This is a genomic window from Phytohabitans houttuyneae, from assembly GCF_011764425.1.
Lineage (GTDB): Bacteria > Actinomycetota > Actinomycetes > Mycobacteriales > Micromonosporaceae > Phytohabitans > Phytohabitans houttuyneae.
In genome coordinates, this window is sequence record NZ_BLPF01000003.1 from 861,064 (window position 1) to 877,009 (window position 15,946).

The window sequence follows — 15,946 nt, forward strand, 5'->3', positions numbered from 1 at the left end:
CTGCGCGTCCAATCGCGGCAGGCCCGTGCCGTCCACGGCATCGACCACCGCGCACCGGACGACCCGGCGCAGCGCGCGCCGCCGCGGATCACCAAGCATCAACCGCCGGCCACCGGCGACGGTCCCCGACGCGGCCGCGGCCGTCAGCCACCCAACCACCGCGCCGATCAGATCGATAGCCACGACACCGCACCTCAGCCCATCGGCGACCGTAGGAGCCCAGGATAAGACGGGTGGCCAAGGACTCCGCGGGGCTGCCGCTCGGCGCGGCCGTGAGGTGGTGGCCGCGCGGGCAGATGGGAGGTTGTTGCGTAGACGTCGCTCGGCGCGGATGTAGGGCTCAGGCTCGGATCCATCGTGCCTCCCCACGTTCCAGTTCGAAGAAACCATGGCCTGTCAACCGCGCGGGCCGGCGTGAGCCTGATCGGCCGAACGCGACGAGACCACCCGCCGCGCTGCGGCTTCCGCTCGGGATGCTCTAACGACCCGGCGGGCCCGGTGGGCCGCCGCCCGCGGGCTCGTCGAGGCCCAGTGCGTTGGCGAAGGCGGCGAAGGTCGGGGCGATGGTGCGCCACTGATACCGGCCAGAGACTGTCCAGATGTCGCTGCCGACGACGCGGGGATTGGCGGGGTCGACGCGATAGTCCAGTGCGACGGCGGTGTCGTCCCCGGCGTAGTGGCTGACGGCGATGAGGATGGCGTGCTCGACCTCCAACCACGGCAGGTCGACCGAGCCCTCCGAGCCGCGTCGCCGGACGAGGCGGAAGAGGCGGCTTGATTCCTCGTCGTCGGCGAGCCGGTCGAGGGCGCGTGACTGGCGTTCCATCTCGTGGGCGTCGGTGAGGAAGTCCAGCTGGTCCTCGAACCAAGGCATGGCGCGGGCGAGAGCGGGCTCGCCCGGGTGTTTCCAGCGGCCCGTCTCGATGAGCTGGATCAACAGAACCGGGAGGACAAGGCCGCGAACGTCTCTCCGACCCGCGCCCTCGCCCACCAGAACATGGTTCCACGGCACGGAGGCCGACCGTCATGAGGATGGTTGCCGGACGCCGCACGGGTGAAAGGATCGGGTGGTGGTTGGAGTCGGCGGGGCGATGCGCCATGAGGTGGCGGATCTGCTGCGTCGCTCCACGTCGGATGTTGCGGCGGAACGGCGTGTAGCGATCACGGGGCTGGGGACGGTGGCCCGGCGGGCGCGGCCCGGCGGCGTCGAGCATGACGCGATCGCGCCGGCGCTTGTGCGGGCGGCGGGTGACCCTGACGCCAGGGTTCGGCTCAAGGCTGTTCGCGGGTTGCGTGCCCTGGCGCCGTCGCTGTCCGCACGGTCTGGCGGATCCGAACCTGTCGGTGCAAGGTGCGGCGATGTCTACCCTTCGCGCGGTCGCTGCCCGGTCACCACAGCTGGCCGCGGCGGTGATCGCGCTCGCGCGGCGTGGCCTCACCGATACGAGCCCTCAGCGGCGTGAGATCTCCATCGAACTGCTTCGCCAGCTCGGCGAGCCGGGTCACCGTGAGCGGTGCCTGGCAGCGCTGCAAGACCGGCATCCGGCAGTCAGGCAACGAGCCGCGCGAAGCCTGGAGCGGTAAAGACCATCGCCGGCTTGCGGCCTGGGACTGAGTCAGGGCCAGGAGGCGGGCTTATCGGCGTCTATTCCTCGCTATCCTGTAGCAATGTCGGCTACCACCCCGACACCCGAAGATAATGACGGCGAGCCGGCCGCTACAGGCAAGGCGACACTGGGCGGGCTGCTGCGGCGCGGTAAACCGCTCGGCGGCTGGCTCGCCGGCGTGGCCGCGGCCGTGGTGTCGACCGTCGTGGCCGCGTGGATCGTCACCAACGACGACCCTCAACCCGCCGACGACGGACTGCCCTTTACGCACTCGGTGCGGGTGTACCACGATCAAGCATTTGGTTGGGTCTCGGGCCGCGAGCTGCCGCAGTTGCCGGACCGGCCGGGCTTCGACGGCGACTGGGATCGCTGGGGCGCGGAGTGGGACAAGTGGATGGCCGCCGCCGAGGCGGTGCCGGCCGTGGCGCTGGAGATCGACATCAACATTCAAGGGCGGTCGGATGCCCAGGTGACGCTCACCGGCTTGCGGGTTCGCGTCGTCAAGCGTGCGCCTGCGATCCGCGGCACGGTGGTGCTGATCCCCGGCGGTGATCCCGGGTTCTACCGGTACGTCGACGTCGACCTGGACGAGGACCCACCCGCACACTCGCCGACGGTCGACGAGGCGTTCGACTTCCTCGCGCAGGAGCACGAGCTGCGGCCAATCCGGTTCCCGTACCGGGTCAGCCTCTCCGCGGCCGAGTCGTTTCTGGTGAACGCGCATACCGACCGCTGCGACTGTGCCTTCGTCATCGATCTTTCGTGGGCATCGCAAGGAAGGACGGGGACGGTGGCGATCGACGACGAGGGAAAGCCGTTCCGCGTCACTGGACGCAGCAACGTCACGCACACCTGCACCTACTGGGAGACTTTCGGTTCAGGCACGCCGGAGGAGTGCGTGAAGGGCCAGCCCGAGTAGTGCGTGCCATGGCGCGGCGGTGCCGCGGCGACGGGCATCCCGAAGGCGAGGTTGATGACCGTGTCGTCGGCTTCTACGAGTCGCTCCGCGGCCGCTACCCCGACTTTCCGCCTTACCCCGACGACTCGCCCTGGATGTCCGTGCCGCTGGACGTCGGCATCGACCATGTCAGCGTGTGCATGAGCTTCGGCGAAGGCAGCTGGCCTGCCCTCGATCTGATATTCGACCTTGCCGGACGATGCGGCCTCACGATCTACGATCCCCAAGACGGGAAGGTCATCCGCCCGCACAGCTGATTCAACGCGGCGCCGTTCCGAACGCGTATCAAAGCCGCCGGGTTCCCTCGGCAGACGGGTGAAATCGCTGTCCGGTGGCCGAAGCGCAGTGATAGGAAGCCTGAGTGCACAGGATTCTCACGTTCCCCGATCACCTGCGGCTGATCAACGAACGGTCGAACGCTTTCCGCGCCGCGGTCTCCGCGGCACCCAGCCTCGACCTGCGGGTGCCGACGCATCCCGAGCGGACGCTGTTCGACCTCGTGCAGCACGTCGGCATGGGTCGCCGCAAATCAGCCGCCATTATCGCCGCGGGGCCCGCAGACGCTCCCCCGGACAAGTCGGCGTGGGAGGACGGCGTGGGTGCGCCTCGGGAACGGGGGCCCTCCTGGCCTGGTGGACCGAGTGCGTCGAACAACTGACGAGCACGCTGCGCGAGGCCGGCCCGGACCACGGCTGTTGGACGTGGTGGGATGACTCCCCATCACCGCAAACCTCCGGTGCCTGGGCGCGGCGCCAGGTTCCCGAGATCGCAGTGCACACCTACGACGCCCAGCTCACCGTGGGTGCCCCGCAGCCGCTACCGGACGAGGTCGCCCTCGACGGATTCGACGACTGCCAGTTCACGCTCTGCGCCACGACGGTCGCCTGGCCACACGAACCCGCCGTCGTGGACTACCACGCCACCGAGGGCCGCTCCTGGCGCCTCCGGCTGTCCAGCGACGGCGCACGGGCCGCCCGCCTCGGCGCGTCCGCCGCCGGCGAGGACCCGGACACAGACACGGCCGACGCCTCCGCCCGAGGCACGGCCAGTGACCTGGTCCTGTTCTTCTACGGCCGCATACCGCTGGATTCCCTGAAGTGGGAAGGCGACCGCCGCATCTTCGACCAGCTCATCGCCTGGGACCCGTCCGTGTGACAATCGCGAGCCATCGAAGGCCGGACCGCGCGGTGAGCCCGGGATCCGGCGTCACCCCGTGGGGCGTACATGATGACGGCGACGCCGGCCAGGCAGAGAACGGCGCCGGCGATGTCGTACCGGTCGGGTCGGAACTTGTCGACGACGATGCCCCAGGCGAGGGAGCCGGCGACGAAGATGCCGCCGTAGGCGGCCAGGATGCGGCCGAAGTTGGCGTCGGGCTGGAGGGTGGCCACAAAGCCGTAGAGGCCGAGGGCGGCGACGCCGGCTCCGATCCAGAGCAGCCCGCGGTGTTCGCGGACGCCCTGCCAGATGAGCCAGGCGCCGCCGATCTCGGCGATGGCGGCGGCCAGGAACAGGGCTATGGACCGGATGATCGTCACCGGACCATGCCACCACACCGCTGGCGTCGGGCGGGTACGGCTCAGGGCTTGATGAGGACTTTGAGGCTGGTGCGGTCGGCCATGTGCCGGTATCCGTCCGGGACGCCGTCGAGGTCGGTGGTGGTGTCGAAGACCTTTCCCGGTTCGACGGTGCCGTTGAGGATGTCGGGCATGAGTTCCTCGATGTAGGCGCGGACCGGTGCGGGGCCGCCGGCGAGGCGGATGTTGTGGCGGAACAGGCTGGCGAAGCCGATCGGGGCCGCTTCGTACTGGGGGACGCCGACGCGGCTGATGGTGCCGCCGGGGCGGACGGCGCCGAAGGCCTGTTCGTAGGCGGGCATCGTGCCCACGCATTCGAGGACCACGTGGGTGCCGTGCCCGCCGGTCAGTTCGCGGATCTGGGTGATGCCCTCCTCGCCGCGGGTGACCACGACGTCGGTGGCGCCGAACTCCCGGCCGAGGTCGGTGCGGGCCTTGTGGCGTCCCATCAGGATGATCTGTTCGGCGCCGAGGCGCTTGGCCGACAGCACGGCCAGCAGGCCGACGGCGCCGTCACCGATGACGGCGACGCGGGTGCGCGCGTTGACGCCGCCCGCGACGGCGGCGTGGTGGCCGGTGCCGAAAACGTCGGAGAGGGTCAGCAGGGACGGCACGAGGGCCGAGTCCGCCGCGACAGGCAGCTTGACGAGGGTACCGTCGGCGAGCGGCACGCGGACGGCTTCGGCCTGGCCGCCCTCGTCGGGCACGTCGTGCCCCCAGAAGCCGGCCTGGGCGTGGGCGCAGGACGTGTGCAGGCCCTCCCGGCAGAACCCGCAGGTGCCGTCGGACACGGCGAACGGGGCGACGACCAGGTCGCCCCTCTTGACGGTGGTCACCTCGCGGCCGGTGTCCTCGACGACGCCGATGAACTCGTGCCCCATCCGGGCCGGGCCGCCGTCCGGCGACATCGAGGCGTACGGCCACAGGTCGCTGCCGCAGATGCAGGAGGCGGTGACGCGCACGAGCGCGTCGGTGGGGTGCTTGATGACGGAGTCCGGGACGTTTTCGATGCGGACGTCGCCGGCGCGGTGCATGAGGGTCGCACGCATGTGGTGTGCTCCAAAGGCTGGGATCGTGTAGGGCCGTTCGACTCCCAGCAGACGGCGATGGCCGGTACCGGAGAAGGTTGTGTTTATCGGGGTTTAGCCTCAACCCCCCCTCGCGCCGTGACCTGCGGCTACCGTGAATGGCATGGACCAGCGGCCCGGAAACCGCGGCGAGATCCGCGACTTCCTCGCCAGCCGGCGCGCCAAGATCACGCCGGCGCAGGCCGGCCTGCCGACCAGCGCCCGCCGCCGGGTAGCCGGGCTGCGGCGCGAGGAGGTCGCGGTGCTTGCCGGTGTGAGCACGGAGTGGTACACGCGGCTGGAGAAGGGGCACATCGGCGGCGTGTCCGAGGACGTCCTCGACGCGGTGGCCCGCGCCCTGCAGCTGGACGACGACGAACGCACCTACCTGTTTGACCTGGCCCGTTCATCGCGGCCGGCGAGTCGCGCGCCGTCGCGTCGCAGGGATGTCGAGGTGCCGCCCCGGGTCCAGTGGCTGCTGGACACCATGACGATGTCGTCGGCGTTCGTGCGCAACGGCCGCATGGACGTCGTCGCCAGCAACGCGCTGGCCCGCGCCTTGCTCGCGCCGATGTTCGACAGCGCCACCGTCGACAGGCGCGGCCGTCCCAACATCGCCCGCTACATCTTCCTCGACCTTGGCGCACGCGACTTCTTCGTCGACTGGGACGCCGCCTGCGTCGCCACCGCCGCCCTGCTGCGCGCCGAGGCCGGGCGCGAGCCGCGCGACCGGGCACTGCGCGAGCTCGTCGGCGAGCTGTCCACCCTCAGCCCGGAGTTTCGCGGCCGGTGGGCCGCGCACGACGTCCTGATCCGCCACGACGGCATCAAGCGGCTCCAGCACCCCGACGTCGGCCACCTGGAGCTGACCTTCCAGTCCCTCGACCTGCCCCTGGCCGGCCGAGCCGTGCACGACCTGATCATCTATACCGCCGAACCCGGCACCGCGTCTGAAGACCGGCTCAAAGTGCTTGCCAGCTGGGCGGCTACGCGGTCTCGGGCGGTAGAGCCCTCTGGGCAGGTCGGGCCGCCGCGCTGAATCCGTCGCGGTTCGCCGGGCGGGAGGCCAGGCAGGTCTGTCAGGAGGAGCTGGACGATCTGCGGCCTGGCTGGCGTTCCCCGTTTCCCGGTGACACCTTCGGGCACCGTGCGCCGGTGTCCGGTCACGGCGTCTGAGGGCTCCTGGCAAACCTGTCGACGGCGGCCGGCGAGCGCCGTGCCCGGCTGCTCGCCCGCACCGAAGCCGGTCGCCGCTGGTGCGGTGACCACTACGGTTCGCCGGGCCCTGCCAGGCGCAGGGTTTCCGGGTCCGCCCGCTGCGCGGGCGGACCCGGAAACGTCAGTGGTCACCGCACTAGGCAAGCAAGCCGGCCTCCTTCCGGAGCAGGGCCGGGAGCTCGTCGGGCGCGACGGTTCCGCCGGTCAGGTCGTGGCCGGTGAACCATTTGGCGACGTTGAGCGCGTCCCGGTCGAGGAAGTGCGCGCCGCGGGGGTTGGCCACCACGTCGACGACCTGCGGCAGATCGATCATGACGAGCCGGTCCTGGTGTACCAGCAGGTTGTAGGCGGACAGGTCGCCGTGGGCGAGCCCGAAGCGGGCCAGCAGCACGAGCATGTCCACCAGCTGGTCCCACAGGGGAGCGAGGTCGACGCCGCGCGTGCGGATCTCGGCCAGCCGGGGTGCCGCCGTGCCGTCGGGGTCGCCGATGAACTCCAGCAGCACCTCGGTGTCGAGGATCTGCACGGGGTAGGGGACCGGGACGCCCGCCTCGTACAGCCGGCAGAGGGTGGCGAACTCGGCGTCGGCCCACTGCGCGGCGACCACCTGCCGGCCGAACGCGGTGCGGTTGGCCATCGCCCGGTTGGTGCGGGACTCCTTGACCCGGCGCCCTTCCAGGTAGCCGGCGTCGCGGTGGAACAGGCGGTGCTCGGCGCTGCGGTAGCGTTTGGCCGCCAGCAGGCAGGACTCGCCGGTGCCGGGCACGCCTCGCCGCAGCAGGAAGACGTCGGCTTCCTTGCCGGTCTTCAGCACGCCCATTTCGGTGTCGACCGCGGCGAGCGCCGTCACCAACCAGTCGGGGTGTGGCTGTGGCCCGCGCTGTCCGGCGGTCGACTGGTCCCACGTGGACCAGCGGTCGCCTTCGGGCAGCCCGTCGACGGCGTCGTACGCGTTTTCGGCGGACAGGCGCAGGCGGCTGGGGCTGCGCTCGAAGTGTGTGTCGTCGTCAAAGCGCCGTTTGCTACGGCGTCGCGGCTCGAAGTCGCGCAAGGGAGGTGCTCCTCGGGATGAAAGCGGAAAGGGCAGGCGGCATCGCGCCCACGGCGGGCTTCAACACGCGGCTCGCCTCCTTCCGCTCGGCCGGCACGCGGCCGGCTCCCGATCGACGTCGCCCAGCTTCACAGGCAAGACCGAAGGACGCAACGCATTTTGGGTACGCACGCCGCAGACGGGGCCGCACCTCCCCGGCATCGACGCGGGGATGTGGTCAGCGTTGGTCGATGGCTGCGACGATGTGCAATTGGTGGCAGCGTGCGGGCGTCCCCGTAGGCGTGGAGTGTCGCCTGGCTCAAGACGTAGATCCACAGAGGAGATGCGGGTGCCTTCGATCGAGCCGCAGGTTGAGCGTCCTCGTGTGTTTTCGCGCGATTGGTGGGCGTCCTGGTCCGGAGTAGCGACCGTGCTCGGAACGGTCGGGACCATAGCTGGCCTTGTTGTCGCCGTCATCCTGGCGAATCAGCCTTCGCCGCAACCGGTACCTCCGGATCGTTCGGGTGCCCGCGCTCGTACGCCGTGGTTGGGGATCGAGTTCTTCCAGGATGACAAGCGGCTGCCGCTGTACGAGACGGACGTCGCCGACGCGGGAGGGTCAGCTAGCGGGCATGGAGTCATGGAGGTTGACGTCGGCAGCCAGCCGTTCGAGGTCCGTGCGCCGCTGCCGGCCGGCGACAGCGACGCTGCGATCAAGATTTGCGCATGGGTGGATGCCTCCGTCTTCGGCGCGGTACGGGAAGGCGAGCCCATCGACGAGGTGTCACCGTTCACGCCGGGCAAGGGCATGGCAGACACCGCTGCCGGTAGCGGTGCGCTGTATCTCGACAAGGAAGCGTTCAACTACCTCGGGGACACCCGAGTGTCGATCAGCGGCAAGCAGATGGTGGCGTTCGTGTCGGAGTTCGAGGCAACCGACGGACCTCAGCCGGCTCCGTCGGACCCGATCTACCTGCTGATCTACGTCGAGTCGGGCGACGACGGCGACGGGTTCGGCAAGGCCGCGATCAGCAACAAGGAGTACGACCTGGTCGTGGTGACCCGATAACGGGTGCCGCCCGGTCGAGGGGTTATGCGGAGTCGCGGCGTACCAGTCTTGTGGGGAGGATGAGCGAGGCGGTTTCGCGGCCCGCGATGAGTTCGATCAGCACCCGGGTCATTTCTTTCCCCAGGGACTGGATCGACTGGTGAACCGTCGTCAGGGGCGGATCGGTGTGTTGGGCTATTCCCAGGTTGTCGAAGCCGACGACGGCGACGTCCGCTGGCACGGATCGGCCGGCCTCTTTCAGTACGCGTAGGGCTCCGGCGGCCATGTTGTCGCTGGCGGCGAACACGGCGTCGAGGTCTGGATGGGTGTCGAGCAGTGTGGTCATGGCCGCGGCGCCGCTGGCCTCGGTGTAGTCGCCTTCGGCCATGGCGTACGGGGTGAGACCCGCCATGATCATTGCTTCGCGGTAGCCACGGTGGCGGGCTACGCCGGCCTCGCTGGTCAGCTCGCCTGTGATGGTGACGATGCGGGTCCGGCCGAGGCTGATGAGGTGCTCGGTGGCCAGCCGCGCGCCGCCGAGGTTGTCGGAGTCGACGTACCACTGCGGCTGGAAGTGCAAGGGTCGGCCGCCGTAGACGGCCGGTAGGCCGGCTCGCTGCACGATGTGGGTCAGCGGGTCGTCTCCGTGCAGTGCCATCAGCATGATGCCGTCGACGCCGCGCGTGTTCAGCAGGTTGGTGAGCCTTGATCGGCCGCGGCCGGAGCTGGCCAGGCACAGCAGCAGGTGCAGGTCGGTTTCCTCGAGTGCTGAGGAGACGCCGACGATGACCTGGCCGAAGAACGGATCGGCGAACAACTCGGGATCGTCGTGGGAGATCGCGAGGGCGACGATCCCGGTCTGCTGGGTGGCCAGGGCGCGCGCGGTGCGGTTGGGCAGGTATCCCAACTCCTTGATGGCCCTCTCGACCGCGTCGCGGGTGGCGCGACTGACGTGCGGTGCCTTGTTGAGGACCCGGGACGCGGCAGAGCGTGACACCCCGGCGCGGGCGGCCACCTCGTCGAGGGTGGGCTGGTGCCGGCTGGTGTCTGTTTCCATGTGGGTGCCGCGTCCTTCCTGGCTGACGTCGGGACAGGCCGGCGAGCGGGGACACCCGGCGCGGCTTGGTCGGCGCCGACTCGGCTACCGGCGCGAAGGCCGCCGATAGATGGTATCGGCCTGCCACGGCAGGGTCGACACGGTCGATGCGAGGTACGACCCGCATGATCGCGCCTCAGCCTGGAAGCGCTTCCAGTTCTGCGGCGCCAGAGAGGGCTCGTCCTGACCGAGGACTTGGGGGAGCGGCCTTGACTTCTGCCCGTAACGTGCCCAACATTAGATCGACGTCATCGGATGGGAGCTGCTGGAAGCGCTTCCAGCTTTGCCGAGATTCGGCCGTTGACGGGACCACCTGCTTCCACCCCGCGCTCAGGAGGCATCCGGTGTTCGTGTCGGTATCGCTCACGGCACGAAGACGAGCGGAACGTTAACGCGAACAAATTGGACGTCAACGGCACATTCACCTCTGGCCGCACCACGGCGGGAGGCAGTCACTGATAGACGCTGCGATTGCCAGAGTCACCTTGATGGACTCGGCTGACGCATAGGGAGCCTACGCGAGTGCGCCTCGCCAAGGGCGTGTGGGTTGGCGCGAGCCAGCCCACGCGGCGAGGCACTCGACATCGACATGCTCGCCATCCGGGCCGGCGAGCAACCCGTCAGGCGCGTGTGCGCCCGCGACGAAACTAGGAGAACAGTAGTGAGACTCGTGTCGAGTCGTACCCGGAAACAGCGCCTCGCCATTGGTGCGGTCGCTGTGCTTGGCTTGGGCGGCCTGTCGGTGATCCAGGCTTTGCCAGCCAGCGCCGCCGCGGGTTGCAGCGTGACCTACTCGGTCACCGGTTCATGGAACAACGGCTTCCAGGGCAACATTGTCATCCGCAACGTGGGTGACGCGTGGACGTCGTGGAACCTGACGTTCTCGTTCGCCAACGGCCAGCGTGTGTCGCAGGGCTGGGGCGGTCGCTTCACGCAGAGCGGCACGCAGGTGACGGTGGCCAACGAGTCGTGGAACGGCTCGGTTGCCAACGGCGCCAGCGTCAACCCGGGCTTCATCGGCAGCCACAGCGGCACGAACACCAACCCGACCTCGTTCGCGGTCAACGGGGTGGCGTGCACCGGCTCGCCCGTGACGAGCAACCCGACCTCGGCGCCGCCGACCAGCCGGCCGCCGACCTCGGCGCCGCCGACCAGCCAGCCGCCGACCAGCCAGCCGCCGACCTCGAACCCGCCGACCACCGGCCCGCCCGGACAGCGCGTCGACAACCCGTACGCGGGTGGGCGTGGCTACGTGAACCCGGAGTGGAAGGCCAAGGTGGAGGGTGTCTCCGGCGGTAGCCGGATCTCCAGCAACCCGACCGCGGTCTGGATCGACCGGATCGCCGCGATCGAGGGTACGGCCGGCAGCCAGTCCAACGGCCCGATGGGCGTGGAGGACCACCTGCTGGAGGCGGTGCGCCAGGGCGCGTCGTACATCCAGTTCGTGATCTACAACCTGCCTGGCCGGGACTGCTCGGCGCTGGCCTCCAACGGTGAGCTCGGCCCGACCGAGATCGACCGTTACAAGACGGCGTACATCGACCCGATCTCCGTGTACCAGAACGATGCCCGGTTCCGCAGCGTGCGGATCATCAACATCGTGGAGATCGACTCGCTGCCGAACCTGATCACGAACGTGTCCGGCCGCCCGTCCGCGAAGCCGATGTGCGACACGATGAAGGCCAACGGCAACTACCAGGCCGGCATCGCGTACGCCCTGCAAAAGCTCGGCGCGATCCCGAACGTCTACAACTACATCGACGCCGGGCACCACGGCTGGCTCGGCTGGGATGACAACTTCCGCCCGACCGCACAGCTGATCGCCGACACGGTCCGCCTGTCGGGCAGCGTCAACAACGTGCACGGCTTCATCAGCAACACGGCCAACTACGGGGCGCTGGTTGAGCCGTACATCACGGTGAACGACACGACCCGCCCGTCGAAGTGGATCGACTGGAACCGGTACAACGACGAGACCAGCTTCGTCCAGGCCTTCCGCCAGGAAATGGTCACGCAGGGCATGCCCTCGAACATCGGCATGCTGATCGACACCTCCCGCAACGGGTGGGGCGGCGCCGCCCGGCCGACCGGTCCAGTCACCACCGGCACCCTCGACGAGCAGATCAACGGCTCAAAGGTCGACCGGCGGCTGCACAAGGGCAACTGGTGCAACCAGTCCGGAGCCGGCATCGGCGAGCGTCCGCGGGCCAACCCCGGACCGAGCGGCATCGACGCCTACGTGTGGATCAAGCCGCCGGGCGAGTCGGACGGATCCAGCCGGCTGATCGATAACCCGGACGGCAAGGGCTTCGACCGGATGTGTGACCCCACGTACACCGGCAACGTCCTCAACGGCAACAACCTGTCCGGAGCTCTTCCCGACGCACCGATCTCCGGCGCGTTCTTCCCGGCGCAGGTCACCCAACTGATGCAGAACGCCTACCCAGCCCTGTAGGCACGAGCTGGCGGTGGGGCCTGTCTGGTCGCGCGGCGCGGGCCCCACCGCCTTGACAGCTCACACCAAGTGGATCGATGTTTCAAGCGCCGCAGCCGGGTCGGCTTCGCCGACCCGGCTGCGCGGTTCAGCCCGGTGTTTCCCGCGCGATCACGCACCCCGCGGGCCGCTGCGTGAACACGCAGCCTTGGACACGAATCGGCAAAGCCCCGTGACGGCGCCGTCGATGCTTGGTTGCATGCAGTTGACCGCGCGTGTAACGGGGAGGCGTCGCGATGGCTGGTTTCTACCGCACCGGGCTGGCAGTGCTCGGGGCGACCGCGCTCGTCCTCACGCTCGCCGCGCCCGCCTCGGCCGACAGGACGCCGCCGCCGGATTGGTCACCGGCCCCCTGCGCCACCGGGGCGATCACCGACGTCCGCCCTGACGTGGACGGGCTGAACAACCCGACGCTTTGGATATCCGGCTGGATCCAGCCGTGCGCCGGCAACGAGCTCACCGACGGGTTCGCCATCGTCCGGTACTACCCCGAGGGCGGTTTCCGCAGCCGGCTCGTGCCGTACGAGTCACTGGCCGCGCCGACGTCGTTCACCTTCCACGTCGGCGGTCTTCGCCGCGTCCTGCTGCCCACCATGACGGCTCTGTGCGTCGCACACTCCTACGACGGCCGCGCGGCGTGTGTCGGGATCGACGTGGGCGACCCGGGGGAGCAGCCTGTCGTCGGCCCCATCTCCACCGACGACCGGCGAGTCCTGATTGGAGTGAGGCGGGGAGCGGTGGACCCGGACGGCCCGACCTGCGGGACCTGCGTGTGACAGCGCGGGCCACCGTAGGGCTGTCGTTGAATAGTCGGCTGCGGGAGCCGCCTGCGCTCCGCTAGGCTCCCAGCCGCTGGACCGGGGCGGGAAACCGCGTCGGGGCGGCAGCGTTGGTCAGCGATCGGGGGATGTGCGGTGACCTGTCAACTGTTCGCGATCTGCTTCGATGCGCGCCAACCGCTGGGCCTAGCGCGTTTCTGGGCTGGACTGCTCGGCCGGGAGGTCGTCGAGGAGGCTGGGGGCGCGCTGTTGCCCGGCGACGACACCCAGGTCGGCCTCAGGTTCGTCACGAGCCGGGCGGAGAAGCTGCGGCCGGAGTACCTGCACCTGCACCTGACCAGCACGAGCCTCGCCGACCAGCAGCACACGGTGACGAAGGCTCTGGAGCTCGGCGCCAGCCATCTCGACGTCGGGCAGCTGCCCGAGGAGGGGCACGTCGTGCTGGCCGATCCCGAGGGCTACGCGTTCGACGTGATCGAGCCGGACAACAACTTCCTCGCCGGGTGCGGCTTTCTGGGGGAGGTCGCCTGCGACGGCACCCGCGAGGTCGGCCATTTCTGGAGCGAAGCGCTCGGCTGGCCGCTGGTGTGGGACCAGGACGAGGAGACCGCGATCCAGTCACCGCACGGTGGTACGAAGGTCGCTTGGGGCGGACCACCGCTGCACCCCAAGGAGGCAAGGAACCGGCAGCGCTTCGATCTCGCTGTGCCCGTCCACGGTGACCTGCAGGCCGAGGTCGACCGGCTTGTCGCTCTGGGCGCTACGCGACTCGAAGGCGGCGAGGGTGGCGCGGTCGCGCTGGCCGATCCCGACGGCAACGAGTTCCGGGTGTTGCCGCCCCGATGGCACCGTGTTCAGATCCGGCGGCGGCGCCCGGTTCAGTGGCAGGACTCGCGGAGTTACCGCGGTGGCCGCCGGCTGGCGGTGACCCCCCTGGCGTAGGCGGGCATCGCGTTCTATCAACTGGCCACAGGCCCATTCGGCAACGGCTCCACCTGCAGAGGCGCCGATGAGCGATCGCCTGCGGGCGTGACGACGCGATTTCAGCAGGCGATGCGGTTGATGCGCCGTCGCGATCCACAGGCTCGCGAGGACGGCCTCCACCTTCTGCTACCGGACGCCGCCGCGAGCGTAGACGAGTTGATCGCGGAGTTCACGGCTGAGCAAGACGATCACGGCTTGCGGTGTTGGCTCTTGGAGCTGCCGCCGAGTGGGTGGCGGCGCTCGACGGCGACGGGAGCCTGCGTGACGGCGCGGAACTGGCCGAGCTCACCGACCATCTCGAGCCGGGCGTGCTGGCCGCGTTCCCGGCCGGCTGGCGTACGCGATCTGCGACGGCACGCTGATCCCGATCGACCGCGTCGCCGATCAGAAGCCGTACTACACCGGAAAACACCACCGTCACGGCATGAACGTCAGGTCATCGCCGAACCGGCCGGCCGCCTCGTCTGGGCGTCGGCAGCCTTGCCCGGCTCGGCACACGACCTGACCGCCGCCCGCGCCCACGGCATCACGCCCGTCCCGGACCACCGCGATCGTGCTGGCCATCCTCGCCCTGCACGACGTCGAGAACCCGATCTACTGAGGATGGAAAACGGCTCACTGATCAACTGGATCCGCTAGGGGATCGTGTCAGGAGCTTTAACGGTCGTCTCAGATTCGCTTGGTACGAAGTCGGCGTCAGATGAGCGAGGCAACTCCTGTGTAGGAGGTTTCGATGCTTGTCACTGTAACGCCGTCAGGGAAGCGCCGCCCGGGCGGTTGAGATTCGGGGTGGGCGCCATGGCTCTGGTGACGGCGACGAAGGGTCGAACTGAAGCATCTCGCAGACGGATGCCGTACGGATACCACACCACACAAACACCTGAAGAGAGATTGACATGAAGTCCATGGGACGCCGCGGCTTTCTAGCCGCTGCCACAGCACTTGGCGCTGGTGCCGGCTTGTCCACGTATGCCGCTGTTTCGGCAGCGGACGGGAACAAGACTCCGGACAAGACTCCGGACATTGCATCGCGAGACCGGGACCTGCCCTTCATCGGCACGGAGGAGACCTTTACGACTCCCACGTTGTTGAAGCTGAACTCCATCAATAAGGATCACATAGCGTTCCTTGAGGAAATTGGTCTTTCGGATCTAGGCGAACGCCGCATCGGCGATATGGATGCGGGGGGACTCAACGTTCAAATCCTCTCTGCTCATACGCCGTCCGTACAAAATGTCCCTGAGAAAAGGGGCATCGACCTTGCCTATCGCCTTAACCGGCAACTTGTAGACGGGCCAATCGCCAAATATCCGGGCCGCTTCCAGGCTTTCGCCACCTTGCCTTTGCAGAGCCCGGAGGCGGCGGCGGACGAACTGGAACGCTCGGTTAAGGAAGATGGCTTCTTGGGCGCACTGACCAACGGACACATCGCGAAGAAGTACCTCGATCATCCCGATTTCGAGCCTGTGCTGGCACGTGCCCAAGCTCTCGATGTGCCGATCTACCTGCATCCCGGCTATCCAGCTGACGAAGTCTTCCAGATCTACTACAGCACCACACGGTCTAAATACACGGAAGAGTTCCAAGACTACATTTTCAGTGGGTCTGGATATGGCTGGCACCAGGAGGTGCTGACCCAATGCATTCGGATGATCGCGTACGGGGTTTTCGACAGATTCCCCAAACTGAAAATCATCATCGGTCACATGGGCGAAGGTCTTCCCTTCTACTACAAGCGGATCATCGAAGACATGGGCGAGCCCACCGAAAACTCGCTCGAGAAGCCCTTCGGGCAATACTTCCAGGACAACTTCTGGATCACAACCAGCGCATTCCCCCAGACCGAACTGCTCGATCTCCTGCTCAAGTTCATAAGCGTGGACCGAGTGATGTTCGCAACCGACTACCCGTTCGCGGACATAAAGGCGCAGACCGACTGGTTCCGCGGAGTCGATTTGCCACGCGAAGACAAGGAAAAGATCGCGTTCCGAAATGCAGAGAAACTGTTTCGAATGAAAGTGCCCGTGAAGTGACGCGCCAGCGTCGGCCGGAGTGAAAGAATGCTTTGCTGTAAGGCGGCCGGAGACC

At 68.3% G+C, this 15,946-nt stretch carries 15 protein-coding genes and 3 pseudogenes; 13 read left to right on the forward strand and 5 right to left on the reverse strand.

The window, feature by feature from the left end; all coding sequences use genetic code 11:
• Positions 1 to 478 precede the first annotated feature (478 nt).
• Positions 479 to 991 (reverse strand): hypothetical protein, encoded by a 513-nt coding sequence (locus Phou_RS38785; RefSeq protein WP_246274211.1) that lies wholly within the window; start codon positions 989 to 991, stop codon positions 479 to 481.
• A gap of 368 nt (positions 992 to 1,359) precedes the next feature.
• Here Phou_RS38785 and Phou_RS51705 point away from each other — a divergent pair, with 368 nt between their 5' ends.
• The 5 genes and pseudogenes from Phou_RS51705 to Phou_RS53770 all read left to right on the forward strand — a co-directional run bounded on the left by Phou_RS51705 (position 1,360) and on the right by Phou_RS53770 (position 3,720).
• Complete coding sequence (locus tag Phou_RS51705; RefSeq protein WP_218579480.1) at positions 1,360 to 1,584, forward strand: HEAT repeat domain-containing protein; 225 nt, start codon at positions 1,360 to 1,362, stop codon at positions 1,582 to 1,584.
• 84 nt (positions 1,585 to 1,668) lie between these two features.
• Entirely contained in the window at positions 1,669 to 2,526 is an 858-nt protein-coding gene (locus Phou_RS38795) for a hypothetical protein (RefSeq protein WP_173066941.1), read from the forward strand.
• Between the two features lie 8 nt (positions 2,527 to 2,534).
• Entirely contained in the window at positions 2,535 to 2,822 is a 288-nt protein-coding gene (locus Phou_RS38800) for a hypothetical protein (protein WP_173066944.1), read from the forward strand.
• A gap of 104 nt (positions 2,823 to 2,926) precedes the next feature.
• Positions 2,927 to 3,297: pseudogene (locus Phou_RS53765) on the forward strand (maleylpyruvate isomerase N-terminal domain-containing protein); the annotation flags it as partial.
• 39 nt (positions 3,298 to 3,336) lie between these two features.
• Entirely contained in the window at positions 3,337 to 3,720 is a 384-nt protein-coding gene (locus Phou_RS53770; RefSeq protein ID WP_246274215.1) for a hypothetical protein, read from the forward strand.
• A gap of 56 nt (positions 3,721 to 3,776) precedes the next feature.
• Here Phou_RS53770 and Phou_RS38810 read toward each other — a convergent pair.
• Positions 3,777 to 4,103 (reverse strand): annotated as a pseudogene (locus Phou_RS38810) (YnfA family protein); the annotation flags it as partial.
• Positions 4,104 to 4,144: 41 nt separating this feature from the next.
• Positions 4,145 to 5,191: a zinc-binding dehydrogenase gene (locus tag Phou_RS38815; RefSeq protein WP_173066950.1), complete on the reverse strand. Its 1,047-nt coding sequence runs from the start codon at positions 5,189 to 5,191 to the stop codon at positions 4,145 to 4,147.
• Positions 5,192 to 5,333: 142 nt separating this feature from the next.
• Here Phou_RS38815 and Phou_RS38820 point away from each other — a divergent pair, with 142 nt between their 5' ends.
• A complete protein-coding gene (locus tag Phou_RS38820; protein WP_173066953.1) occupies positions 5,334 to 6,248 on the forward strand; it encodes a helix-turn-helix transcriptional regulator in 915 nt (304 codons plus the stop codon).
• 315 nt (positions 6,249 to 6,563) lie between these two features.
• Here Phou_RS38820 and Phou_RS38825 read toward each other — a convergent pair whose 3' ends face one another.
• Complete coding sequence (locus tag Phou_RS38825; protein WP_173066956.1) at positions 6,564 to 7,478, reverse strand: serine protein kinase RIO; 915 nt, start codon at positions 7,476 to 7,478, stop codon at positions 6,564 to 6,566.
• A 328-nt stretch (positions 7,479 to 7,806) separates the two neighbouring features.
• Between Phou_RS38825 and Phou_RS38830 the strand changes: the two genes are divergently transcribed.
• Positions 7,807 to 8,526: a hypothetical protein gene (locus Phou_RS38830; protein ID WP_173066959.1), complete on the forward strand. Its 720-nt coding sequence runs from the start codon at positions 7,807 to 7,809 to the stop codon at positions 8,524 to 8,526.
• A 22-nt stretch (positions 8,527 to 8,548) separates the two neighbouring features.
• Here the strand turns inward: Phou_RS38830 and Phou_RS38835 are convergent, their stop codons facing one another.
• Positions 8,549 to 9,562, reverse strand: coding sequence for a LacI family DNA-binding transcriptional regulator (locus Phou_RS38835; protein ID WP_173066962.1), 1,014 nt, complete (start codon positions 9,560 to 9,562; stop codon positions 8,549 to 8,551).
• 628 nt (positions 9,563 to 10,190) lie between these two features.
• Here Phou_RS38835 and Phou_RS38840 point away from each other — a divergent pair.
• From Phou_RS38840 to Phou_RS38865, 6 genes and pseudogenes are all read left to right on the forward strand, one after another.
• Positions 10,191 to 12,056 (forward strand): glycoside hydrolase family 6 protein, encoded by a 1,866-nt coding sequence (locus tag Phou_RS38840; protein ID WP_173068962.1) that lies wholly within the window; start codon positions 10,191 to 10,193, stop codon positions 12,054 to 12,056.
• Positions 12,057 to 12,331: 275 nt separating this feature from the next.
• Positions 12,332 to 12,871: a hypothetical protein gene (locus Phou_RS38845; protein WP_173066965.1), complete on the forward strand. Its 540-nt coding sequence runs from the start codon at positions 12,332 to 12,334 to the stop codon at positions 12,869 to 12,871.
• A gap of 138 nt (positions 12,872 to 13,009) precedes the next feature.
• Complete coding sequence (locus Phou_RS38850) at positions 13,010 to 13,816, forward strand: VOC family protein (protein ID WP_173066967.1); 807 nt, start codon at positions 13,010 to 13,012, stop codon at positions 13,814 to 13,816.
• Between the two features lie 245 nt (positions 13,817 to 14,061).
• On the forward strand, positions 14,062 to 14,220 hold the full coding sequence (locus Phou_RS38855; RefSeq protein ID WP_218579481.1) for a hypothetical protein: 159 nt from the start codon (positions 14,062 to 14,064) through the stop codon (positions 14,218 to 14,220).
• Positions 14,187 to 14,386, forward strand: a pseudogene (locus tag Phou_RS38860) (transposase family protein); the annotation flags it as partial. The gene Phou_RS38855 and the pseudogene Phou_RS38860, both read left to right, overlap by 34 nt.
• A 368-nt stretch (positions 14,387 to 14,754) precedes the next feature.
• Entirely contained in the window at positions 14,755 to 15,891 is a 1,137-nt protein-coding gene (locus Phou_RS38865; RefSeq protein WP_173066973.1) for an amidohydrolase family protein, read from the forward strand.
• The last annotated feature ends 55 nt before the right edge of the window (positions 15,892 to 15,946 follow it).

What these genes read in the sequence shown, in the direction of transcription:
- Phou_RS51705 (WP_218579480.1), top strand. Translation starts at nt 1,360, where the DNA reads ATGTCTACCCTTCGCGCGGTCGCTGCCCGGTCACCACAGCTGGCCGCG.
- Phou_RS38795 (WP_173066941.1), top strand. Translation starts at nt 1,669, where the DNA reads ATGTCGGCTACCACCCCGACACCCGAAGATAATGACGGCGAGCCGGCC.
- Phou_RS38800 (WP_173066944.1), top strand. Translation starts at nt 2,535, where the DNA reads ATGGCGCGGCGGTGCCGCGGCGACGGGCATCCCGAAGGCGAGGTTGAT.
- Phou_RS38815 (WP_173066950.1), bottom strand. Translation starts at nt 5,191, where the DNA reads ATGCGTGCGACCCTCATGCACCGCGCCGGCGACGTCCGCATCGAAAAC.
- Phou_RS38820 (WP_173066953.1), top strand. Translation starts at nt 5,334, where the DNA reads ATGGACCAGCGGCCCGGAAACCGCGGCGAGATCCGCGACTTCCTCGCC.
- Phou_RS38835 (WP_173066962.1), bottom strand. Translation starts at nt 9,562, where the DNA reads ATGGAAACAGACACCAGCCGGCACCAGCCCACCCTCGACGAGGTGGCC.
- Phou_RS38840 (WP_173068962.1), top strand. Translation starts at nt 10,191, where the DNA reads ATGCTCGCCATCCGGGCCGGCGAGCAACCCGTCAGGCGCGTGTGCGCC.
- Phou_RS38845 (WP_173066965.1), top strand. Translation starts at nt 12,332, where the DNA reads ATGGCTGGTTTCTACCGCACCGGGCTGGCAGTGCTCGGGGCGACCGCG.
- Phou_RS38865 (WP_173066973.1), top strand. Translation starts at nt 14,755, where the DNA reads ATGAAGTCCATGGGACGCCGCGGCTTTCTAGCCGCTGCCACAGCACTT.